The organism is Halomicrobium sp. HArcel3, from assembly GCF_058933135.1.
The window spans coordinates 88,133-108,722 of sequence record NZ_JBZYDN010000010.1; the positions used below are offsets into that span (position 1 = coordinate 88,133).

The 20,590-nt window shown below is 65.0% G+C and carries 11 protein-coding genes; 8 read left to right on the forward strand and 3 right to left on the reverse strand.

The features are described 5' to 3' along the window. Positions 1 to 325: 325 nt before the first annotated feature. From AC5FRV_RS19015 to AC5FRV_RS19050, 8 genes are all read left to right on the forward strand, one after another. A complete protein-coding gene (locus AC5FRV_RS19015; protein WP_493562667.1) occupies positions 326 to 1,225 on the forward strand; it encodes a hypothetical protein in 900 nt (299 codons plus the stop codon). A 3,234-nt stretch (positions 1,226 to 4,459) separates the two neighbouring features. After that, complete coding sequence (locus AC5FRV_RS19020) at positions 4,460 to 5,005, forward strand: gluconate 2-dehydrogenase subunit 3 family protein (RefSeq protein ID WP_493562668.1); 546 nt, start codon at positions 4,460 to 4,462, stop codon at positions 5,003 to 5,005. Continuing rightward, positions 4,998 to 6,665, forward strand: a complete 1,668-nt coding sequence (locus tag AC5FRV_RS19025) for a GMC family oxidoreductase (RefSeq protein WP_493562669.1) — start codon at positions 4,998 to 5,000, stop codon at positions 6,663 to 6,665. The genes AC5FRV_RS19020 and AC5FRV_RS19025 overlap by 8 nt, the downstream gene beginning before the upstream one ends. A 65-nt stretch (positions 6,666 to 6,730) precedes the next feature. Next, positions 6,731 to 7,915: an alpha-1 4-glucan-protein synthase gene (locus tag AC5FRV_RS19030; protein ID WP_493562670.1), complete on the forward strand. Its 1,185-nt coding sequence runs from the start codon at positions 6,731 to 6,733 to the stop codon at positions 7,913 to 7,915. Continuing rightward, positions 7,908 to 9,338 carry an extracellular solute-binding protein gene (locus AC5FRV_RS19035; protein WP_493562671.1) on the forward strand — a complete coding sequence of 477 codons (1,431 nt, stop codon included), beginning with the start codon at positions 7,908 to 7,910 and terminating at the stop codon, positions 9,336 to 9,338. The genes AC5FRV_RS19030 and AC5FRV_RS19035 overlap by 8 nt, the downstream gene beginning before the upstream one ends. Continuing rightward, on the forward strand, positions 9,338 to 10,969 hold the full coding sequence (locus tag AC5FRV_RS19040; RefSeq protein ID WP_493562672.1) for an ABC transporter permease: 1,632 nt from the start codon (positions 9,338 to 9,340) through the stop codon (positions 10,967 to 10,969). Before AC5FRV_RS19035 ends, AC5FRV_RS19040 begins: the two co-directional genes overlap by 1 nt. Continuing rightward, on the forward strand, positions 10,962 to 12,107 hold the full coding sequence (locus AC5FRV_RS19045; protein ID WP_493562673.1) for an ABC transporter ATP-binding protein: 1,146 nt from the start codon (positions 10,962 to 10,964) through the stop codon (positions 12,105 to 12,107). The genes AC5FRV_RS19040 and AC5FRV_RS19045 overlap by 8 nt, the downstream gene beginning before the upstream one ends. Then, entirely contained in the window at positions 12,104 to 14,197 is a 2,094-nt protein-coding gene (locus tag AC5FRV_RS19050; protein WP_493562674.1) for a DUF7846 domain-containing protein, read from the forward strand. Before AC5FRV_RS19045 ends, AC5FRV_RS19050 begins: the two co-directional genes overlap by 4 nt. A gap of 27 nt (positions 14,198 to 14,224) precedes the next feature. On the opposite strand, the gene AC5FRV_RS19055 is transcribed toward AC5FRV_RS19050, so the two are convergent. The 3 genes from AC5FRV_RS19055 to uvrB all read right to left on the reverse strand — a co-directional run bounded on the left by AC5FRV_RS19055 (position 14,225) and on the right by uvrB (position 20,291). Then, positions 14,225 to 14,923, reverse strand: coding sequence for a dolichyl-phosphate hexose transferase (locus AC5FRV_RS19055; RefSeq protein WP_493562675.1), 699 nt, complete (start codon positions 14,921 to 14,923; stop codon positions 14,225 to 14,227). Between the two features lie 1,001 nt (positions 14,924 to 15,924). Further along, positions 15,925 to 16,704 (reverse strand): hypothetical protein, encoded by a 780-nt coding sequence (locus tag AC5FRV_RS19060; RefSeq protein ID WP_493562676.1) that lies wholly within the window; start codon positions 16,702 to 16,704, stop codon positions 15,925 to 15,927. Between the two features lie 1,529 nt (positions 16,705 to 18,233). Then, entirely contained in the window at positions 18,234 to 20,291 is a 2,058-nt protein-coding gene (gene uvrB, locus AC5FRV_RS19065; RefSeq protein ID WP_493562677.1) for an excinuclease ABC subunit UvrB, read from the reverse strand. Positions 20,292 to 20,590: the final 299 nt, after the last annotated feature.

Sequence of the window (20,590 nt, forward strand, 5' to 3'; positions counted from 1 at the left end):
CCGTCCACGGACAAGTTAACTATACGACTGGTAGCCGGAGCGCACGTCGGACCAGATAGCGGTGACACCCGCGCACCGACGCCCACGGCCCCTGTAGTATCGATCGACGGTTCCTGCCACCCCGAACAGGATTGCGTACCGGTCACGGCCTGCGACACCTGCGAGTCGAACCGGGACTTATCCGGTCGATAAGGGGATCGGACGGGCGAGATAGTCACGAGAGGGAACGGAACTGCCGACTGGCCCGCCGTTCCGATGCGACGTGTCGACCCGCCGTAATTACCACCCCTTTAATAAGGACCGCTCCGGTCCGAGTGGGCCGCGTATGGGATCACACGCTCATCGAACGTACGGGATCGCGATCGTCGTCGCGGTACTGGTGGTGATGGCCGGCTGCTCCGGGCCGTTCCAGTCCAGCGACGCGTCCACCGACGATCCGACGGAGACGACCGAACCGACGGTCACGACGACTGCAGCCACGGAAGCCGGCGATGCGGACGACGCGTCCGCGACGAACGAGACCGGGTCGGCGATAACCGGTCGAATGCTCCTCCTCCTCGACGGAAGTGACACGCACGTCGACCCGTGGACGTCGAACCGGGCCGACGGCGTCTGGATGAACGACACCCAGACCCACCGGTGGCACGTCGAGAACGACTCGACGACCCTCGCGGCCGCACTGGGCGGGCTCGGTGTCGAGGCCACGGCCGACTCGCTAGCCTACGACGGCGAGACGTACAACGAGTCGACGAACGGGACGACGGTGGCCTACCGCGTCGACGGCACCGTCGTCGAGGACCCCAGCGAGTACCAGCTCGAAGACGGCGACGAAGTCCACGTCCTGGTCCACACCGCGAACGTCTCCGTCCCGGGCCGGGAGTACAGTTCGAGCCACCCGCACGCCCACGGCACGTTCGAAGCGAGCATCGACGGTGAGGAAGTGAACTTCTCGAAGGAACGCTACGTCATGAACGACGACTACTTCCACTTCCACGGGGACGAAGATGGCAGCCGTTGGCACGCCCACTCGACCAACCTGACGGTGCGCTACGCCATCTCCTCGTTCGACGAATTCGACGTGGCGAACGGGTCGATAACGATCAACGAGACGACCTACGACGCGGACCAGACCACGTTCCGGGTCAACGGCGAGTCGGTCGACCCCGCCCGGTACGTCCTGAAGGACGGCGACCGGCTCGAACTCGTCGTCGACGAGAGCGGCTGAGCTTTCGGGAACGGCTCGAACAGGGCGACTAGTTTTGCAACACTTCCGGACTGTCCGCATTCCACGACGACGGTCCGAGTTCGAGATTTCTTCTCGGCCTCCGTGCAACCGATCGAACCGCGCCCAGTACCCGGCAGCACCTGAACGGGTATCACGGCGGCCAGCGATACCTGTCTCGATCGAGTTCGGTCGCTATTGAACCAGCTGTTGAGCAGATGTGTGTAGTTAGTGGATAATTCTCGTTTGAACGAGTGGGACGAACACCGACAGCAACATCAAGAAAGCCCTCGGCGGGGTCGGGTCGCGGGGACCACCCTGCGCACCTCGTGGTTCGAGAGAGCTTCGCTCACGAGGACACCAGGTCAGCACCGCAGCCCTGCCCTCCCCCTGGTCGCGCGAGCCTCGCGGCTCGCGTGTCGCTTCGCTCCCGCTCGCCCATCCGGCGGCCCTCGCTACGCTCGGCCCGCCCGCCGCTCGGCCACTCGCTCCCGGCCGACCGCCGGGCGGTTGCTGAAGGACGCGTGATTCGGCGCGAAGGCGCCGAATCCGGGGAGGAGTGGTGGTAATAATCGCGAGCGCAGGAAGGCGCTGAGCGAAGCGAGGGGCCTTCTGATGAGCGAACGGGGAGCGTAGCGACCCGTGAGCCCGTGCCGAAGGCCGCGCGAAGCGACGCTGAACCTGGTGGATGAAAGGGCGAGGCGGGGTCGCGTGGGCTGAGCGGGCTCTATCCGAGCGACGGAGGAGCGAGGATATCCCGCTCAGCGCGCGTCGAGCGCGCCGAGGGCTTTCGAGGTATTGCTGGCGGTCTCTGTTCCGACTCCAGAGAGCGCGCCGAGGGCTTTCGAGTTCTTTGAATTCGTGGTCACAGTAGCTCGGCCAAATCGAAACGTAGTTTATCTGTATGGACCGGGGAAGAGAGACACCGATCGCATCAGACCCAGAAATTTCAACGATACTCACGCCCCACCAGCCGATCGGTAATATATTCATCTGAATAGTGCCACAAACATTCCATTCTTTCGTAACGTCCGACTTTCGAAGGCACTTGATCGGTTCGAGCCATCGAATTGGAACCGAGTAGAACCAACCCAGCCGATTTCTATATAGCGATATCTAGTTTATCGTCCGATCCCACCGCTATTCGTCGTAATTGAATAATATCGGCCACACAAGCCCTCTAGGCAAATATTTCTAGTTTTTATTATTAAAACTATATTTAAATATTCGAGATTTATTATCGTCCCTGGCGACAACTGTAATCGAGCGGGATCCGTCGAGAGAAGGGTGCCGTCAGCAGGTACACCAGTGATCTCCCCGAAACAGGGCACCGTCCACTTCGGGGGAGATCGTGCACGACGTCGACGGTCGATTCTACTCCACAGATCCACAACTCCAACCCACACGAAACACGAAAGCTCGTCAGGTTTCCGAACGAACGCCATGGACGCGCCAGAGACCGATCCAGCCTCGAACGAGACGGCACCACTCCAGGAAGGGCTGGAAAGCGTCTGAACCCCGGGTTCGAGACGGGAACGCAGCGGTGCAACGAGAAAGAGTCGGAACCAGATACTCGCAATTCGACGTCAGGCCGTCGCGCTGACTCTCAGCTCGATACGCGAATCTGGACTACCCAGAAAGACGGAGCAGGAATCGAATCGACGAACGATGCCCATACAGTGGTATGCAACAACACCCCACACCAGCCACTGCCGTAATTCGGCACGAGAGACAGTCTACCAGCCAACTACCGAAGAAGGTAGTCGGTACGACGGATCGCGGTATATCGCATTTCGCGATACTAAATCGAAGATCGCGACCCGAAAACGGCCACAGATCGAGTGACGAAGACGGCTCGCAGTGACGAATCGTCGGACTACGAACAGAAGCACACGTCGCAGAATTCAGGCCGAGGACTGATTGCTACTAGTCACGCATCGGGGAAACGCAGTCTGCAGTTTGGGTGCCGTCCGGCGCCGACTACACCGCGACTGCATTCGATCGCCCCGGCTAGCGGTTTCCGAGTCCACATATTCCGTCTCGAAGCGGGGGTTCGTGGCCTGAACGGCGCCCTCCAGGCTCCGTGCAGGCGCCGCTTACTTAAAATCTGGAAATGTTATCATACAACACACCATATAGACTCTCGGGCAAACAACATCGATCTCCCAAGAGAAATCGCGTAGCGATCCACCCGTTGCACCAGAAAATCGTGACCGCAGAACGCTGGACGGTGACAGGCGGAATCGAGAAACTGCTTTCCAGAGAACCAGAAGCCACGGGAGAGACTCGATCGAGTTTCCGCACAACTGGAGAGAACTGGGCCGCCGATTCGACCGGTTAGAGCTGGGGCCTGCGAACATTCGAAAGACGGCGGTTTCCGGCAAACGACGGGCCGAGACCTCGAGAATTCGAGACTGTCAGACAACCGAGAACGGCCAAAGGAGTGAATCCGGCCCTGCGGTGCCCTCGGACGGCGGAATCGACTGATAGTGGTCGTTGTAAGCCCATACCGGCGTTCGACGCGGACGGTACCGGCGAACGACGGTAAAAAGTTACAACGACCACTATGACACGAGTACGAGTTCTCGTTGCGCTCGTTCACGCGTGCACGCAATCAGGACCACCCCCATCATCGACGCGGGGAGATCTGCGTCGAGCCCGTGCCCCAGTTCTGGACCGGGACAGGCCCGGCGACCCACATCGCGGACGGGAACCATACCTCCGGACGCTTCCGGCGTAAAGTCGGACGAACGTTCCCGAAAGTCACCCCGTGCGCTCGTGTGGCTGCCAGCCCACCCGGTAGCGGGCCAGGGCCCGGATGCCGATCCCTCGTTCCTCGGTACCAATTCGAAGCTTCGGAGCGATCGAACCCGTTCGACGCGACGTCGAGCGTTCGACGAAGGAGAGCCTCGGAGTGTCGAGCGTCAGAGAACCGGGAAGGCGGCCAAAATCCCAGCGAATGCTCGATAGAAGGGTTCTCCGAGAGAAATTCTGTGTACACCGCGTTCCGAGCGAACAGAGTAGTGAATCGTATTTCGCTATATAGAATGTGAGTTACTGACTACGTATCCGGACGGGCCGAGCTGTCGAGATCGGTCGATATAGTGCCCAAATCAGCCGATACCGAGCACCATTTATAAACAGATCCAGCTTCTGTCGTCCAGCAGGTGAACCACCGGCGCCGTCGGCACACAAGCACAACCGTTTTGTTTAGGCTGACCTAATCGCCGGCAATCCATGGAACTGACGCGTCGAGACGTGCTCGGAGCGCTCTCCGCGGCCGGCGTCGGTTCCGTCAGCGGCTGCTCGGACCTGCTCGAGGACGGGGCAGTAGGTGAGAGCCCGACCGAGGACGACCCCATCACGGACCACGACGTCGAGACGCTCGTCGCGCTGGCCGAGGTCGTCTATCCCTCCGGCGTGACGGAGATCGAATCGTTCGTTCGCGAGTACTCCGTCGTGCGCGTCCGGGAGGACCCAACCTACGCCCGCGGCGTCCGCGAGACGGTGGCGCGACTCGACGATTACGTCGCGGAGTGGCACGACGACGCGTACGCCGATCTATCTGCATCAGCGCGTGCGGACGTGCTGGAACAGATGGCCGTGGATACGGCCGATCCGGACCCGGACGGCGTCGCCGGCGAGCGGATCCGGTACTACCTCGTGAACGAGCTACTGTACGCCTTCTACGCGTCGCCCACCGGCGCCGGGCTGGTGGGCCTGGAGAATCCCCCGGGCCATCCCGGCGGGACGACGTCCTACCGGGAGGGGCCACATGAATAGCCAGAGCGGAGCCGATCTGGACCGGACGCCGGCTGACTCCCGCAGGTCGTCACCCGAGCCCGGTCGAACTGCGTTCGACCGGACGCCATCGGACCGCGTCGACGTCTGTATCGTCGGCGCGGGGCCCTCCGGCGCACTGATCGCGGCGGAGCTGTCAGCGGCGGGCCACGACGTCGTCGTCCTCGACGCCGGCCCCCGGTTCGACCCGGCGGACCGCGAAAACGAGATGGAGAACCACCTCCGGCCGGGGAACCCCGAGCCGCTGTGGGGGATGGGCGGCGAGCGGGACGCATACAGCTCGTCGGGTGACCGCCACTACCCGCTGAACGCGGCCCGCGTCAAGGGCATCGGCGGGAGCACGCTCCACTGGCAGGGGATGGTGATGCGGCTCCACGAGCAGGACTTCGAACTGGACAGCGCGGTGGGCCTGAGCGCGGACTGGCCCATCTCGTACGACGACCTTCGGCCGTACTACGCGGCCGCCGAGGAGGCGTTCTCGGTCGCGGGCGCGTCGGACAACCCCTTCTCGCCGCCCCGTAAGGAACCCCACCCCCTGCCAGCATTCCCGCCGTCCTACAGCGACTCGCTCTTCGCGGAGGCCTGTGAATCGCTGGGCATCACCACCCACTCGGTGCCGAACGCGCGCAACTCGGAAGCGACAGACGAGGCCGGTGCCTGCGTCGGCTACGGGACCTGCAAACCGGTGTGTCCGTCGGGAGCGAAGTACGACGCGACGCGCCACGTCGACGTCGCGGAGGCCAACGGCGCCCGCGTGCTCGACCGGGTTCCGGTCCAGCGTCTCGAACACGACGCGTCGGGCGAGCGCGTGACGGCCGCCGTGTACGCGACGCCGGACGGCGAGGAGCACCGCCAGGAGGCCCGCGAGTTCGTCCTCGCCGCCGGTGGCGTCGAGACGCCTCGTTTGCTGTTACTCTCGGAGTCCGAGCAGTATCCGGACGGCCTCGCGAACTCCTCGGGACTGGTCGGGCGGTACTTCATGGACCACCTGTTCGCCGGCGTCGGCGGGCAGCTGGACGAGCGGACGCGCCAGAAACACGTCGGCTTCATCACGAGCGAGAGCCACCAGTTCTACGACCGGCCGGACGACTCGCGGACGGCGATCAAGCTGGAGTTCCTCAACTACGCCGGGCCCGCACCGGCCGACGTCGCGATGACTGCGGACTCCTTCGGCGACGACCTGCTGGACGATATCTGGTCGGCGTACGGGAACCACGCCGCGATGGGGGCGCTGGTCGAGCAACTCCCCCGCAAGGAGAACCGCGTGCGGCTCGATCACTCGCGGACCGACGACCACGGCAACCCCGTGCCGGACGTCGTCTGGCGGCTCGACGACCGGACGCGGGCGACGATCCGCCGCGCGAACGAGATACAGCGCTCCGTCCTCGAAGAGCTGGGGGCGGAGATAACGTGGACCGTCGGGCCGGACGATACGGGGCCCGCGTTCCACCACATGGGGACCACCCGGATGGGGACCGATCCGTCCGAGAGCGTCGTCGATCCGCAACTGCGCACCCACGACCTGGCGAACCTCACAGTCGCCGGCAGCTCCGTCTTCGTCACGGGCGGGGCCATGAACCCGACGCTCACCATCGCAGCGCTCTCACTGAAAGCCGCAGACCACCTGGCGGCACGGCTGTGATTGGAGGATTTAGGCCGGCCGAAATATCGTCACACTTTAGGCACCCCTAAACGACTGTCCTCGTAATGAGTACGCGCCAGGACGTCTGCGTCGTCGTCCCGACGATTCGGGAGTACGAGTGCATGCGGGAGTACTTCGAGAACGCCCGCGAGCACGGCTTCGACACCGATCGGCTGTTCGTCGTCCTCGTCACGGAGGACTTCTGTGACACCGACGAGATGGAGCGGATGCTCGTCGAGGAGGGCGTCGACGGCGCTGTGTTCGACGGGACCGCTCGCGAGGAGTGGTTCCGCGCGCAGGGCATCGAAGGGTACAGCCATCTCGTGCCCGAAGCGAGCCACGCCCAGACCTCCTTCGGCTTGCTGTACCTCTGGGCCCACGAACGCTTCGAGTACGGCGTCTTCATCGACGACGACACGCGACCCCACGCCGACCAGGACTTCTTCGGCACCCACATGGCGAACCTCGACCACGAGGGCCCCGTCGAGACCGTCGAATCGGACGAGTCCTGGGTCAACGTCCTCTACCAGAGCGAGCACGACCTGTACCCACGCGGGTACCCCTACGCCGCGATGGACGAGACCGTCGAGACCGACACCACCGAGGTCGACTCCGTCGTCGCTTCCCAGGGCCTGTGGACGAACGTCCCCGACCTCGACGCCGTGCGCATCCTGATGGACGGCGACCTGCAGGGCCAGGCCCAGACCCGGACCGCGGTCGAGGACTTCGACCGTGACTTCGTCGCGGCCGAGGGCAACTATCTCACGGTCTGCTCGATGAACCTCGCCTTCCGCCGGGAGGTCGTCCCCGCGTTCTACCAGTTCCCGATGGACGACAACCGCTGGGACGTCGGCCGCTTCGACGACATCTGGTCGGGACTCGCCCTCAAGCGGGCCTGCGACGTGCTGGACAAACAGGTCTACAACGGCGGCCCGCTCTGTCACCACGACAAGGCGCCCCGCTCGACGTTCGACGACCTGGCCAACGAGGTCGCCGGCCTCGAACTGAACGAGCACGTCTGGGAGGTACTCGACGACGCCGCCGCGGACGCCGATTCGTTCGCCGAGGCCTTCGCAGACATGGCCGACGCCCTCGCCGAGGGCGAGTTCGGCGAGTGGAACAACGGCGCCTTCCTCAACCACTGCGGCGAGTACATGCGCGACTGGCTCGACTGCCTCGCGACCATCGACCCGACCGGGATGCCAGGCCACGCCGGTGCCGAGGCCCCGGAGGTGGTCGCCGATGACTAGCGAGGGGCGTGACGAGAGCGAGGCCGAACAGAGTGAGGTGGATCGAGACGACTCGTCGTCTCGTCATGCCGAAAATCCCCGATTTTCGAGCACCTCGGAACGGCGAACGGAGAACGAAGTGAACCGTGAGCCGAGTGAGGAACGGCCCTCGGAAAAGGCAAGCGGGGAGAGGGAGGCGCGCAGCGCCTCCAACGGCGAGCGGGGAGGGACGACCCGCGAGCGAAGTGACCCGCGAGCCAGTGAACGCGGCCAGTCCACTGAAACGAGTCACCTGCAGGGTCGCCGTCGGTTCCTCGCCGGGCTCGGGGCCGCCGGTATCGGTGGGCTCGCAGGCTGTAGCGGCCTGCTGGGCGAGGACGGATCGGACGGCGGCGGAGCGGGCAACGAGACCAGCGCCGGCGAGGCCGGCTTCGGCGAGTTCCGCGGCTCCGGCCCGCTGGCCGAGGACCGCGAGGAACTGCAGGGCACCCGCATCGCCGACCTCCCCGACCTCTCGGGCGAACTGACGATCTACCTGGGCGGCGGCGAGGGCGGGCTCTACCGCGACCTGCTCGCGCGCTTCCAGGAGATATACCCCGAGTTCACCGTCAATCCCCGCGAGTCGGGGACCGCAGACGCCGCGAACACGATCATCAGCGAGGGCGACGCGACGCCGGCCGACGTGTTCTGGTCTGTCGACGCCGGGTCGCTGTCCGCGGTGGCCAACGAGGGGCTCACCGCCTCGCTTCCTTCCGAAGTCGTCGACCCGGTCCCGGAGGAGTTCCATCCCGACGACGCGTGGGTGGGAACCGCCGGGCGCGCTCGCGCAGTGCCGTACAACACGAACGAGCTCTCGGCCGACGACGTGCCGGACACCGTCATGGACTTCCCGGAGACCGAGGGGATGGCCAGCGCGATGGGGTGGGCGCCGACCTACGGCGCCTTCCAGGCGTTCGTCACCGCGATGCGGCTCATCGAGGGCGAGGACGCCACCCGCCAGTGGCTCCAGGACATGGTCGACGCGGGCGTCTCGGAGTACAACAACGAGTTCCTGGTGTCGAACGCCGTCGCGGACGGCGAGTTGAACGCCGGCTTCGCCAACCACTACTACGCGCTGCGCGTACAGGCCTCGCGTCCCGACGCGCCCCTCGACCTGGCCTTTACCAGCGGTGACGCGGGCGCGCTCATCAACGTCGCCGGCGCGGCCGTCCTCGGCGCGAGCGAGAACACCCAGCTGGCGAACACCTTCCTGCGCCACCTGCTCTCGGCCGAGGCCCAGGAGTTCTTCGCCACCAGGACGTACGCCTACCCGATGGTCGAGGGCATCCCGCCGGTCGGCGGCCTCCCCTCCATCGACGAACTGAACCCGCCGTCGATCGACCTCTCGGAGCTCTCTGACCTCCAGCCGACGCTCGAACTGATGCGGGAGGTGGGCGTCCTCTGATGGCCGCCGGGAGTGACAGTGCGGCCACGGCCCGTGACCGCGTCCGCGGAATCGTGCGCGACGACGACGGCCCGAGCGTCGCGCTCGTCCTGCTGGCGGGCGCCGTCGCCGCGGCCGTCCTCACGCCGCTCCTCTGGCTCCTGCTGCGTGCCTCGACCATCGAACCGTCTGAAGCGCTCTCCTTGCTGACCTCGCCGACGGCGACGGAGGTGCTCGCCAACAGTCTGGGCCTCGTCGCGCTCGTCACCGCAGCGTCGGTCGCGCTGGGCGTTCCGCTCGCGGTGCTGACGGTCCAGACGGACCTGCCCTTCCGCCGGTTCTGGACCGTCGTCGTCGCGCTGCCGCTGGTCGTCCCGAGCTACATCGGCGCCTTCGCCTACGTCTCCGCGTTCGGCCCGAACGGGGCGCTCGCCGACCTGCTCGCGCCGCTCGGCATTCCGGTGCCGACGGTGTACGGCCTGGGCGGGACGGCGCTGGTCCTGACGCTGTTCGTCTACCCCTACGTCTTCCTCACCACCCGCGCGTCGCTGCTCTCCTTCGACGAGAGCCAGCTCGAGGCCGCGCGCACCCTCAACCACGGCTACCGGAGCGCGTTCAGGCGCGTCATCCTCCCGCAGATAGCGCCCGGCGTCACCGCCGGCGCGCTGCTGGTCGCGCTCTACACGCTCTCGGACTTCGGGACGCCCGCCATCATGCGCTTCGACGTGTTCACCCGCGTCATCTACGTCGAACTGAACAGCTTCGGCATCGGCCGGGCGAACGCGACCCTGTTCTCGCTGGAACTGCTCGCCGTGACGGCAGTGATCCTCGCCCTGGAGTCCCGCGTCGGCGGCGACGGCGGGTCTGGCTACGGCGCGCCCGCGTCGGCGAACGCGGTGGTCCCGCTGGGCCGGTACCGCTGGGTCGCGGCGGCGCTCCCGGCGCTCGTGGCGACGTTCACGCTCGCGCTCCCGGTTGGCGTCCTCGCGATGTGGCTCGTTCGCTCCGGACCGGGCTACGCTGGCGGCGGCCTCGCCTTCCAGCCCGAGTTCGCGTTCAACTCCGTCTACGTGGCGGCGCTGGCGGCGCTGGCGACGGTCCTGTTCGCGCTCCCGGTGGCGTACTACGCCGGCCGGTCGAATGGATGGCTCGCCCGGGCCACCGAGCGGGCGACGTACCTCGGCTACGCGATGCCGGGCGTGGTTCTGGGCCTGGCGCTGGTGTTCTTCGGCATCCACTACGCCCCGGCGGTGTACCAGACGCTCCCGCTGCTCGTGTTCGCCTACGTCGTCCGCTTCCTCCCGCAGGCGGTCGGGTCGACCCGCTCGTCGGTGCTCGGCGTCGACCCCGAACTGATCGGGGCCGCTCGCGTCCTCGGCGCACCACCGAGGCGAGCCTTCCGCCGTGTGACGCTGCCGCTCATCGCGCCGGGACTGCTCGCCGGGGCTGCGCTCGTGTTCCTGACGACGATGAAGGAACTCGACACGACCCTCATCCTGCATCCGACAGGCTTTACGACCCTAGTGACCTACATCTGGCGAGTACAGGAAGCGGGCTACTACGGCCGCGCGGCGCTGCCGGCGCTCGTGCTGGTCCTCGTCTCGGGACTCTCGATGATACCGCTACTACGCCAGCAAGGTGACGATGCATAACGACGTTCGAATCGACGACCCGACGGCCGAACACTTCGAAGCGGCGCCAGCCACCGGTACGGACGCGGACGCGGGCGACCCGGTCCTCGAACTCGACGGGGTCGGCAAGCGATACGGCCCCGAAACCGCGGTCTCCGAGCTGGATCTGACCGTCCGCGACGGTGAGTTGCTCACCCTGCTCGGCCCCTCCGGCTGTGGCAAGACGACGACGCTCCGGATGATCGCCGGCCTCGAAGACCCCAGCGAGGGGACCGTCACCGTCGCCGACGAGACGGTGGCCGGCGACGGGGCTATCGTCCCGCCCGAGGAGCGCGACGTCGGCATGGTGTTCCAGGAGTTCGCGCTCTTCCCGCACCTGACCGTCGCCGAGAACGTCGCGTTCGGCCTGGATGACCCCGACAGCGAGGCGGCCGAGGAACGAGTGGCGGAACTGCTCGACCTCGTGGGCCTGGGTGAGTACGGCGACCGGACGCCCGGGGACCTCTCGGGCGGCCAGCGCCAGCGGGTCGCGCTCGCGCGCTCGCTCGCGCCCGAACCCGACGTCTTACTGCTCGACGAGCCCTTCTCCAACCTCGACGTCCGCCTCCGCGTCGCCATGCGCGAGGAAGTGCGCCGGATCCTCGACGAGGCCGGCGTCACCGCCGTCTCCGTCACCCACGACCAGGAAGAGGCACTCTCTATCTCCGACCGGGTCGCCGTCATGCACGACGGTCACGTCGAACAGGTCGGCAGCCCCGCCGAGGTGTTCGAACACCCCGAGTCGCGCTTCGTCGCCAGCTTCCTCGGCCAGGCGAGCTTCCTGCCCGCGGCGGTCGGCGAGGCCTCCGTCGAGACGATCATCGGCTCGTACGACCGGGACCTGCTGGAGGGAATCACCGAGGAGTACACCGGCGCCGACGTCGACGTCCTCGTCCGCCCGGACGACCTGCGGGCGACGCCGGCCAACGAGACAGAGGCCGACGGCCACGTCGTCCGCCGCCAGTACACCGGCCCCTCCTTCGTCTACCACGTGGAACTGGCCGACGGGACCGTCGTCCGCTGCCTGCACAACCACGCCGAGGACTTCGACGTCGGCGAACCCGTCGGCGTCACCCTGGTCGCCGACCATACCCTGGCCTGGTACCCCGCCGAGCGATGAAGGAGTGGGTCCGTTCGGGTGGTCTCCACTGGCGACCGGCCGAGGTGGACCGCTACCGCGTGGCGACGCTCGTGCTCGCCGCCATTGCCGCCGTCGTGGCCGTCCTCGTCGCCACGCGCGTCTTTCCGTACCACTCGATCAACCACGACGAGGGCGTGTACCTCCAGCAGGCCGATCTGCTCCTGGCGGGCGACCTCTTCCTCCGACCACCCGTCGAGGACGCGTTTCGCCCCTGGTTCTTCGTCGAGGACGGCGACCGGCTCTACCCGAAGTACTCGCCCGTCCCGGCCGCGGCCTTCGCGCTCGGGAAGCTCCTGGGCGGGTTCCCGGTCGCGCTGGCGGGCGTCGCTGCCGCGGTAGTCGGCCTCACGGCCGCCCTCGGCCGCGAACTGTTCGACGGTCGGACGGGCTTGCTCGCCGGCGCGCTGGTGCTCGCCTCGCCGCTCTTCCTCGTACAAGCGGGGGTCTACCTCCCTTACGCGCTGACGGCGGCGCTGAACCTCACCTTCGCGCTGGCGTACCTCCGGGCCGAACGTCGGGGGAGCCTTCGCGCCGCGACGGTGGCCGGCGCCGCCGTCGGCCTCGCCTTCTTCGCGCGACCGTACACAGCGGTGCTGTTCGCCGTGCCGTTCGTCGTCCACGCCTGCTGGACGCTGGTCCGGTCCGGTGCGTGGAAAACCGCGTTCAGATCCGGCGGCGACGGGAACAGCGCACTCCTCAGGCGGCGAGTGGCGACGGCGAGCCTCGGCACCGCCGGCGTCGTCGTCGCGCTCGCCTACAACTGGGTCGTCACCGGCGACCCGCTGCTGTTTCCCTACGAAGCGTTCGCGCCACACGACGGCATCGGCTTCGGCCACCGGGAGATCCTCGGCCACGAGATCGACTACACACTGGACCTCGCGAGCCGTGCGAACGGGCAGGTCCTCCGACGACTGTTCACCGACTGGGTCGTCGCGGGCCCACTCGGAACGGCGCTCGCAGCGGTCGGCGTCGGGGCACTGGTCCGCGACTGGAACTCGCCGGCCACGACCCGCCGTGCGCTCCTCGCCGGACTCTTCCTCACGATTCCGCTCGGCAACCTCGCCTTCTGGGGGAACTTCAACGTCCTCGGGAACCTGGCAGTACGAGGCGACGGACTGATCCACTACCTGGGCCCGTACTACCACTTCGACCTGGTGGTCCCGACCGCTATCTTCGCGGCCCACGGCGCGCTCACCGGCGCCAGCCGCCTCCGGACGGCGCTCGACGGCCACCTGCCGGCCGCCCGGGCCCGCCGGGTTTCGGCCGCAGTGCTCTTGCTGAGTGGCGTCGCCGTCGGCGCCGTCGCCGTCGACGTGGCAGCCGACCCGCTCGAACGGAACGCCGACGCGAGCGCCGAACTCGCGGCGGGGTACGAACCGTTCGCCGACGGCGCCCCTTCGAACGCCGTCGTCTACCTCCCCGACGACTACGGCCCGTGGCTGAATCACCCGTTCCAGGAACTCCGGAACGACCCTTCGTTCGACGGGGAGACCGTCTACGCGCTCCGGGACGGCGACGAACTCGCCGTCGCGTCGGCCTATCCGGACCGGGCGCTGTATCGCTACGTCTACGCCGGGTCGTGGTCGCCCACCGACGGCCAGCGCGTCGACGCCCGACTGCAACCGGTCGACCGCGTCCAGGGCGAGGCGGTCCGGGTGAACACGAAGACGACACTTCCGACAGGGACCGACGGAGTCACGCTCCGGCTCTCGACGGATACGGGCTCGACCTACGTCGTCGCGAACGGGACGGAGGAAACACTGGACCTGACAGTCACCGTCGACGGAGACCGGGCGACGCTCTCGGGCCCGAGCGTGCCGTCGGCCGCGAACGCGACCGTCGCGGTAGAACGGATGGACGAGGTGACTGTCGAGGCATTCGTCGCCACCGGCGGCGCCTCCGGGTTCACGTACCGGATCGATTTCCCCGTCGCTACCGGCGACGGACGGGTTCAGGCGCTCTCGCCGGCGAGCGAACGCTGTCAGGTCCCGACCCGGTGTACGCCCGCCGGCATCGGCGACGTGCCCGCACAGAGCATCGAGACGACGGTCCAGAACGAGAGTGGCTGAGAACGAGCGGTCGGCAGTGTCAGATAATTACAGCAGGTCGCGCTCTTCCAGGCACACCGTCACGATGGATTTGGCGATTTCCGCGCCACCGGAGAAGGGATCTAGTTTCGTCTCGCCGAGTCGCTCGTCGTACTCGATGGGCTCCTCGCGAACCGCGTAGCCACGCATCACCGGTCGTAACAGGAGTTCGGCCGAGAGTCCGGTGTTTTCGGTCCACTCGATGGACTCGATCAGGTCCCCCCGGTAGGCCCGCATCCCCGTCGTCACGTCGTGGACGCGTTCGGCCATCAGAGCGCTGGCCAGCGCCGCGAAGGCGTGGTTCCCGTACCGATTGAGCGTTGGCATCGTCCGCGCGCCGTGATAGAGCCGGTCCCCGCTGACCACGTCGTAGCCGTCGTTGATCAGTTCCAGGAAGTCTGGGATCCGCTCCAGCGGGTAGGTGCCGTCGCAGTCCGTCGTCACCCGGACCGGGTTCGTGGCAGAGAGCAGCGCCTCGCGGACGGCGACGCCGTAACCCTGGGGCGGCTGTTCGACGACCGTCGCACCGTGGTCCCGGGCCAGGTCGGCCGTTCCGTCGGTGGAACTGTCGACGACGACGACCTCGGCCCCGCCGTCAGTGGCGTCGTCGATTTCGTCCAGTACCGGCCCGATAGCCTCGCGCTCGTTGTAAGCCCCCATCACCACGCTGACGTCGTCGAGGCCGTACTGGCCGTCGGTTTCGCTCATTACCGGACGTTCAGAAAGGAGGTATTTTAGGCTTGCCAAAAACATCCAGTGATGGTCGTTTCAGCCCCGTTTGGCGGCGGTTTCGATCAGGAAGAATTACCGATGATTCGGTGGCGAATCTGTGGCCCAGAGATCACGCGGCGCGCCAATTTAGTATAGCGAAATAAGATTCATTACCGATCAATCCGCCAAATCAGAAATACCCTAATAATGCGCGCAGCAAGCCCCTAAAGCATGCAAATTCGGCGCTCGTGAGGGACAGGACTGTCGAAGTACTGCCACATCACCGAAGAAGGCCGAGTGTCGTTCCGCGAGGAATCCCGACACCCCACATGCGCCACCCACCCACTCGTCAGTACGACCGATCGGCCCGAGATTGACGACACCGCATGAGAGGCCAGCCCCCAAATCCTCACCGACACCCCTACTATGGGAGATACTGTCTGGCACCAACCCAGCTCAAGATACGGCGCTTGACAGAGCGAGCAAGCCGGACGAATACGACGCGACGATCAAGCGGACTCGTCGCCGATTCCCGTTTGACCCATGCCATGGAGGATCGCAGACGAGAATTCCAGGCGAAGCACCGGAAAGCAACCCCTCTGGCCCCGTTGATCGCTGAACGCAGGAATCGCCGTAGTCAGCCGTCGCTACTGCCACCCAGTGACCAGGAGCTCGTCGGGAGACACCGACAGCACTCAATCGAGATGGTTGTGTGGAGAACGACTTTTTTCCAGATCGTTCACAACGTACTTTGCACCAGCGAGCAGTTTTCGAGGCAGCGATAGAATCGGACCCGATCGGCGCCATGAACGTCATTCCGCTATACTAAATCAGGTCAGCACCGCCGATCGCACGTGAGAACGTGACGTACGAAGCCTGCAAACCGAGAGTGTAGATCGTGAGACCGGCTTCGAAAGGCGGTCGCCCGGCTGGCAGGCCGCCGACCGAGGCGAAAGATGGACAGATTGACGGATGGCCGGGGAAAAAGAATCAAGCCGCTACCCCTCGAATCGTCGGTCCGGAACGTCCAGGAGCACGGTGTCGCCGTCGTGTCTGACTTCGACGAGATCCGGTATCGACGACGTCTCGACCGACAGTTCGTAGTTGTAGGTTCGGAGCTGTGAGACACAGACCTCGGACCCGTCCTGAAGCACGGTTTCCACCTCGACAGTCAGTTTCTGTCCGTCGAACGAGACGTCTCCGAGAACGGGAGTGTGACAGGTGCCATCGGGGAAGATCCAGCCGTCGACGACCACATCTGACTCTGGGACACTCATCACCGCCGTGTTCCGCGTTCCGGACTCGGTGCCGACCTCCGAGAAGGAAGTATCGTCGACCTGGGGCTGGTTCCGCTGCCGACTTCGACCGCGGAGCTCGACCCTCGTTCGATCACGCCAGAACTGGTCGCCGGATTCCGCGTCGACGTACCTGATATCGATCGAGCGCGGTCTCGTCTCGAGGCCCGAGAGCGTACCGCGATACTCCACGGCGGTGAGTGCCTGCGTACACACCGATCCGCTACTCGTGCGTTCGACCGTGATGACCGGGACGTCTTCCTCGAATTCGACGGTTCCCGCGCGCGCGTCGACACACCCGTCCGGCCCCGCCAGGGAACCGACCAGGACGAGTTCGCCATCGCGGTACGTTGCGCTGACTTCGTTGCGGACGTTCGCGGATCGGGTGCCGATCGTTTCGAAGGTGAAGTCGGTGTCACCACGCCGACGCGACCGTGCACTGGCAGGTCCGACACCGGCCAATAGCGCCGATCCGGCGGACACACGCCGGAGGAAGTTACGCCTGAGCATACATATTATTCAATTTGCTTATTCTGAAAATGGATTACTATTCTATAAAATATGTCGCTAGTGGCCCGGAGTGACCACTCCGCCCAGAGGCAAGTAGGAGATGGCTGCTGAGCTATCCAGGAAGGCTAATCGAAGTCTTCGACTGCCGGATTAGAGAGCGTCGAATCAGTTCGTAGCCTGGTCGACCCGAAGTGCCTGTGCGAACCGTCGCAACGGGGTTTGCTGGTAGAAGGTTACTCCGTCTGGTAGCCAAATTCGTCAGTTCCGGTCGTTCTGGCAGAAAACGGGGCCGAAACGCACAGAAGACACTGATTTCGTGTTCCGGCAGGACCGGGCAGGACGAATTCTATATAGCGAAATACGATATGTAGGTGGAGGCGACAGGTGCGGAGCCGTGGAGAGTATTTTGTCGAAACTAGCGCCAGAAGACTCTATAACAGGTGTTTCGACCGCAGGGAATCCATGGCTCTCTCCACAAACTACGATCTGGAGATATATGTGTGAGCTGCTCGTACCGACCCATCTTCGAGGGCGAAGCTCGTACAGTACGTGAAGGTATTCATCCCGGGTTCGAAGGCCGAAACATCCGGTTGGTACAGATTAGCTACGAAGCGTTTGGTGGGTACAGGGATTGTCGCCCTTCGCACGAAGTCAAACAACCCGAAAGCCCTCGGCGCGCTCGACTCGCGCGGCTCGCTGCGCTCCTCGCTCCGCCCCGGTGCTTGCGTCGCCGTGCTTCGTCGACCCCGCCTCGCCCTTTCAGCCCACCAGAGACTGTGCTGCTCGCGCGGGCTTCGCCACGCGCTCGCGATTGACTCCGCCACCCCTCCCCGGACCCGTCGCGTCCGCTTCGGGCCACGCTTCCTTCCGTAACCGCCCGGCCGGGAGGCCGTCTCGTCGGCCGACAAGGGGGAGGGCAGGGCTGCGGTACTGTGCCATCCTGGAGGACTGAAAGGGCGAGGCGGGCTCCGGGAACCCGGGCGCAGTAAGCACCGGAACGAAGTGAGGAGAGTGGTTCGAGAGAGCTTCGCTCTCTCGTCATCACGAAAATCTCTGATTTTCGGACGACAGCAAGCCCCGGGACTGGAGCGCGCCGAGGGCTTTCTGGGTGTTTGCGGTCTCGTTTCTTTCAGTTCCAACCCAGACGAACCACCCACTCAGTACACACCCCTACGCATTGCTGCGCAAGCCACGTCCCCAGTCTCGCACCTCATCGACGAACGAAGCGAGAGAGTCCGTCGATGCAGAGCGCTAGTGTAGCTTCGATAGGCCACCAGTTAGCGACCGATAGATTTCCCCATTCGAGTTTCCGAATTTTGCAGCCACAGGGCACAGAAGTCGTGTTCACTCGATTTGAGGAAAATCAGGCCCAGACAAGCCATGTATCCTATTTCGCTATATCAAAACTCGCTCAACGTGTTCACCACATTGGATACTATCGGACTACACAGGCGCTATCCGCTCACAATGAACGAAAAATAAGAGCCGTGACCGAAATCCGTTCAGAACTCGTCTGTCGGCGCGGGAACGCCCTCTTCGTCGTCGCCGCCGTGGAGGTCGTACTCCTGTCGGAGCTCCCGGATGCGGTCGCGGATGTCGGCGGCGAGTTCGAACTCCAGGTTGCCGGCGGCCTCCTGCATACGTTCCTCTAACTGCTCGATCTGGCGGGCGGCCTCGTCGGCGTCGCTGGCGCTGGATCCGGCGACGTCGGAGGTGTCGGTCTTGGATCCGGGAAGGGACGTCTCACCGATCTCCTTCTCGATAGTCGTTGCTTCGTGGCCGTGTTCCTCGTTGTACTCCTGCTGGATCCGGCGGCGGCGCTGGGTCTCGTCGATGGCGGCCTCCATGGCGCTGGAGCGCTCGTCGGCGTACAGCACCACTTTGCCGTTGACGTTCCGGGCAGCACGGCCCATCGTCTGGACGAGGGTGGTCTCGCTACGGAGGAACCCTTCCTGGTCGGCGTCGAGGATGGCCACCAGGGAGACCTCGGGGATGTCGAGCCCCTCGCGGAGGAGGTTGATCCCGACGAGGACCTGGATCTCGCCCAGGCGGAGTGAGCGGATGAGCTCGTGACGTTCGAGGGTATCGGTCTCGTCGTGCATGTACGCGACGTCGACGCCCGACTCCTCGAGAAACTCGGTGAGGTCCTCGGCCATGCGCTTGGTGAGCGTGGTGACGAGAACCCGTTCGTCGTCGGGCATCCCGTTGATCCGCTCCATGAGGTCGTCGACCTGGCCGGTGGCCTCGGCGACTTCGACTTTCGGGTCGACGAGGTGAGTGGGGCGAACGATCTGCTCGACGATCTGGTCGCTCTCTTCGCGCTCGTAGTCGGCGGGCGTCGCGGAGACGAACAGCGTCTGGCTGGCCTTCTCCTGGAACTCCTCGAAGGTGAGCGGGCGGTTGTCGTAGGCGGTTGGGAGTCGGAACCCGTTCTCGACGAGGCTGTCCTTGCGAGATTTGTCCCCGGCGTACTGGCCCTTGATCTGGGGGATCGTCTGGTGAGACTCGTCGACGACGGTGAGGAAGTCGTCGGGGAAGTAGTCCATCAGCGTGTAGGGCGCGTCGCCGGAATCACGGTCCGAGAGGTGGACGGAGTAGTTCTCGATCCCGGAACAGTAGCCCGTCTCCTTCATCATCTCCAGGTCGAACGTGGTGCGTTCCTCGATCCGCTGGGCCGCGACCAGGTCGCCCTGGCGTTCGAAGTAGGCCACGCGTTCCTCTTTCAGTTTCTCGATCTCCCGGATGGCCTGCTGGAGGGTGTTCTCGGGGATGGAGTAGTGCTCCGCCGGGTGGACGAGGACGGCCGGTTCCGTGCCCTTGACGTCACCCTGCATGGGGTCGACCTTGAGCATCCGGTCGATCTCGTCGCCCCAGAACTCCACGCGAATCGCGAAGCGGCCGTACATCGGGTAGATCTCGACGGTGTCCCCGCGCACGCGGAAGGTACCCTGCGTGAAGTCGACGTCGTTGCGCTCGTAGTTCAGATCCACGAGCTGTTTCAGGAGTTCGTCGCGGTCGATCGCCTCGCCCTGTTCGAGCCTGAGGCTCATGTCGATGTAGTTGCGCGGGTCACCCAGCCCGTAGATGGCCGAGACGCTGGCGATGACGATGACGTCGTCGCGAGTGAGCAGGGACCGAGTGGCGGAGTGGCGCAGTCGGTCGATCTCGTCGTTGATCGAGGCGTCCTTGTCGATGTAGGTGTCCGTCTGCTCGACGTAGGCCTCGGGCTGGTAGTAGTCGTAGTAGGAGACGAAGTACTCGACGGCGTTGTCCGGGAAGAGGTTCCGGAACTCCTCGTAGAGCTGGGCCGCCAGCGTCTTGTTGTGGGCGATAACGAGGGTGGGCTGCTGGATCTCCTCGATCACCCACGAGACGGTGTTGGTCTTGCCCGACCCGGTCACGCCGAGGAGCGTCTGCTTGTCCATGCCCTGTTTGTAGCCGTTCGCCAGTTGCTCGATGGCGTCGGGCTGGTCGCCCGCCGGGTCGAACGGCGCGTCGACCCGGAACGGGCGGTCGACGTCGGGGCGGTCGACGGACAGCGGGCTGCCGGAGTTACTCATTGGGATCAGCTAGTGCTCGACGAACTTGAGAAATGCGTTCTCGGAGTGAGCGAGAATTCGGCCAGCTGCGCCTGCAAATCGCCATAATTCGACGGAAAGAAGCGTTCTTTCGGCCCACCCCAGATAGTAACGAAAGATCGTGTATAAATTGCATATCGCTATATGAAATGTCCACAACTGCGTTCCAGCTGGCTACTATATGAGCCAAAATTGAGCACGTGTCTGTGACTAACGACGGGTATTCGACCGATACGCACGTAGAACCGTTGTACAGAGCACTGCTCGCCGATTTTGACGAA

Excerpts from the sequence above, each read along its gene's own strand:
- AC5FRV_RS19015 (WP_493562667.1), top strand. The coding sequence starts at position 326 with ATGGGATCACACGCTCATCGAACGTACGGGATCGCGATCGTCGTCGCG.
- AC5FRV_RS19020 (WP_493562668.1), top strand. The coding sequence starts at position 4,460 with ATGGAACTGACGCGTCGAGACGTGCTCGGAGCGCTCTCCGCGGCCGGC.
- AC5FRV_RS19025 (WP_493562669.1), top strand. The coding sequence starts at position 4,998 with ATGAATAGCCAGAGCGGAGCCGATCTGGACCGGACGCCGGCTGACTCC.
- AC5FRV_RS19030 (WP_493562670.1), top strand. The coding sequence starts at position 6,731 with ATGAGTACGCGCCAGGACGTCTGCGTCGTCGTCCCGACGATTCGGGAG.
- AC5FRV_RS19035 (WP_493562671.1), top strand. The coding sequence starts at position 7,908 with ATGACTAGCGAGGGGCGTGACGAGAGCGAGGCCGAACAGAGTGAGGTG.
- AC5FRV_RS19040 (WP_493562672.1), top strand. The coding sequence starts at position 9,338 with ATGGCCGCCGGGAGTGACAGTGCGGCCACGGCCCGTGACCGCGTCCGC.
- AC5FRV_RS19045 (WP_493562673.1), top strand. The coding sequence starts at position 10,962 with ATGCATAACGACGTTCGAATCGACGACCCGACGGCCGAACACTTCGAA.
- AC5FRV_RS19050 (WP_493562674.1), top strand. The coding sequence starts at position 12,104 with ATGAAGGAGTGGGTCCGTTCGGGTGGTCTCCACTGGCGACCGGCCGAG.
- AC5FRV_RS19055 (WP_493562675.1), bottom strand. The coding sequence starts at position 14,923 with ATGAGCGAAACCGACGGCCAGTACGGCCTCGACGACGTCAGCGTGGTG.
- uvrB (WP_493562677.1), bottom strand. The coding sequence starts at position 20,291 with ATGAGTAACTCCGGCAGCCCGCTGTCCGTCGACCGCCCCGACGTCGAC.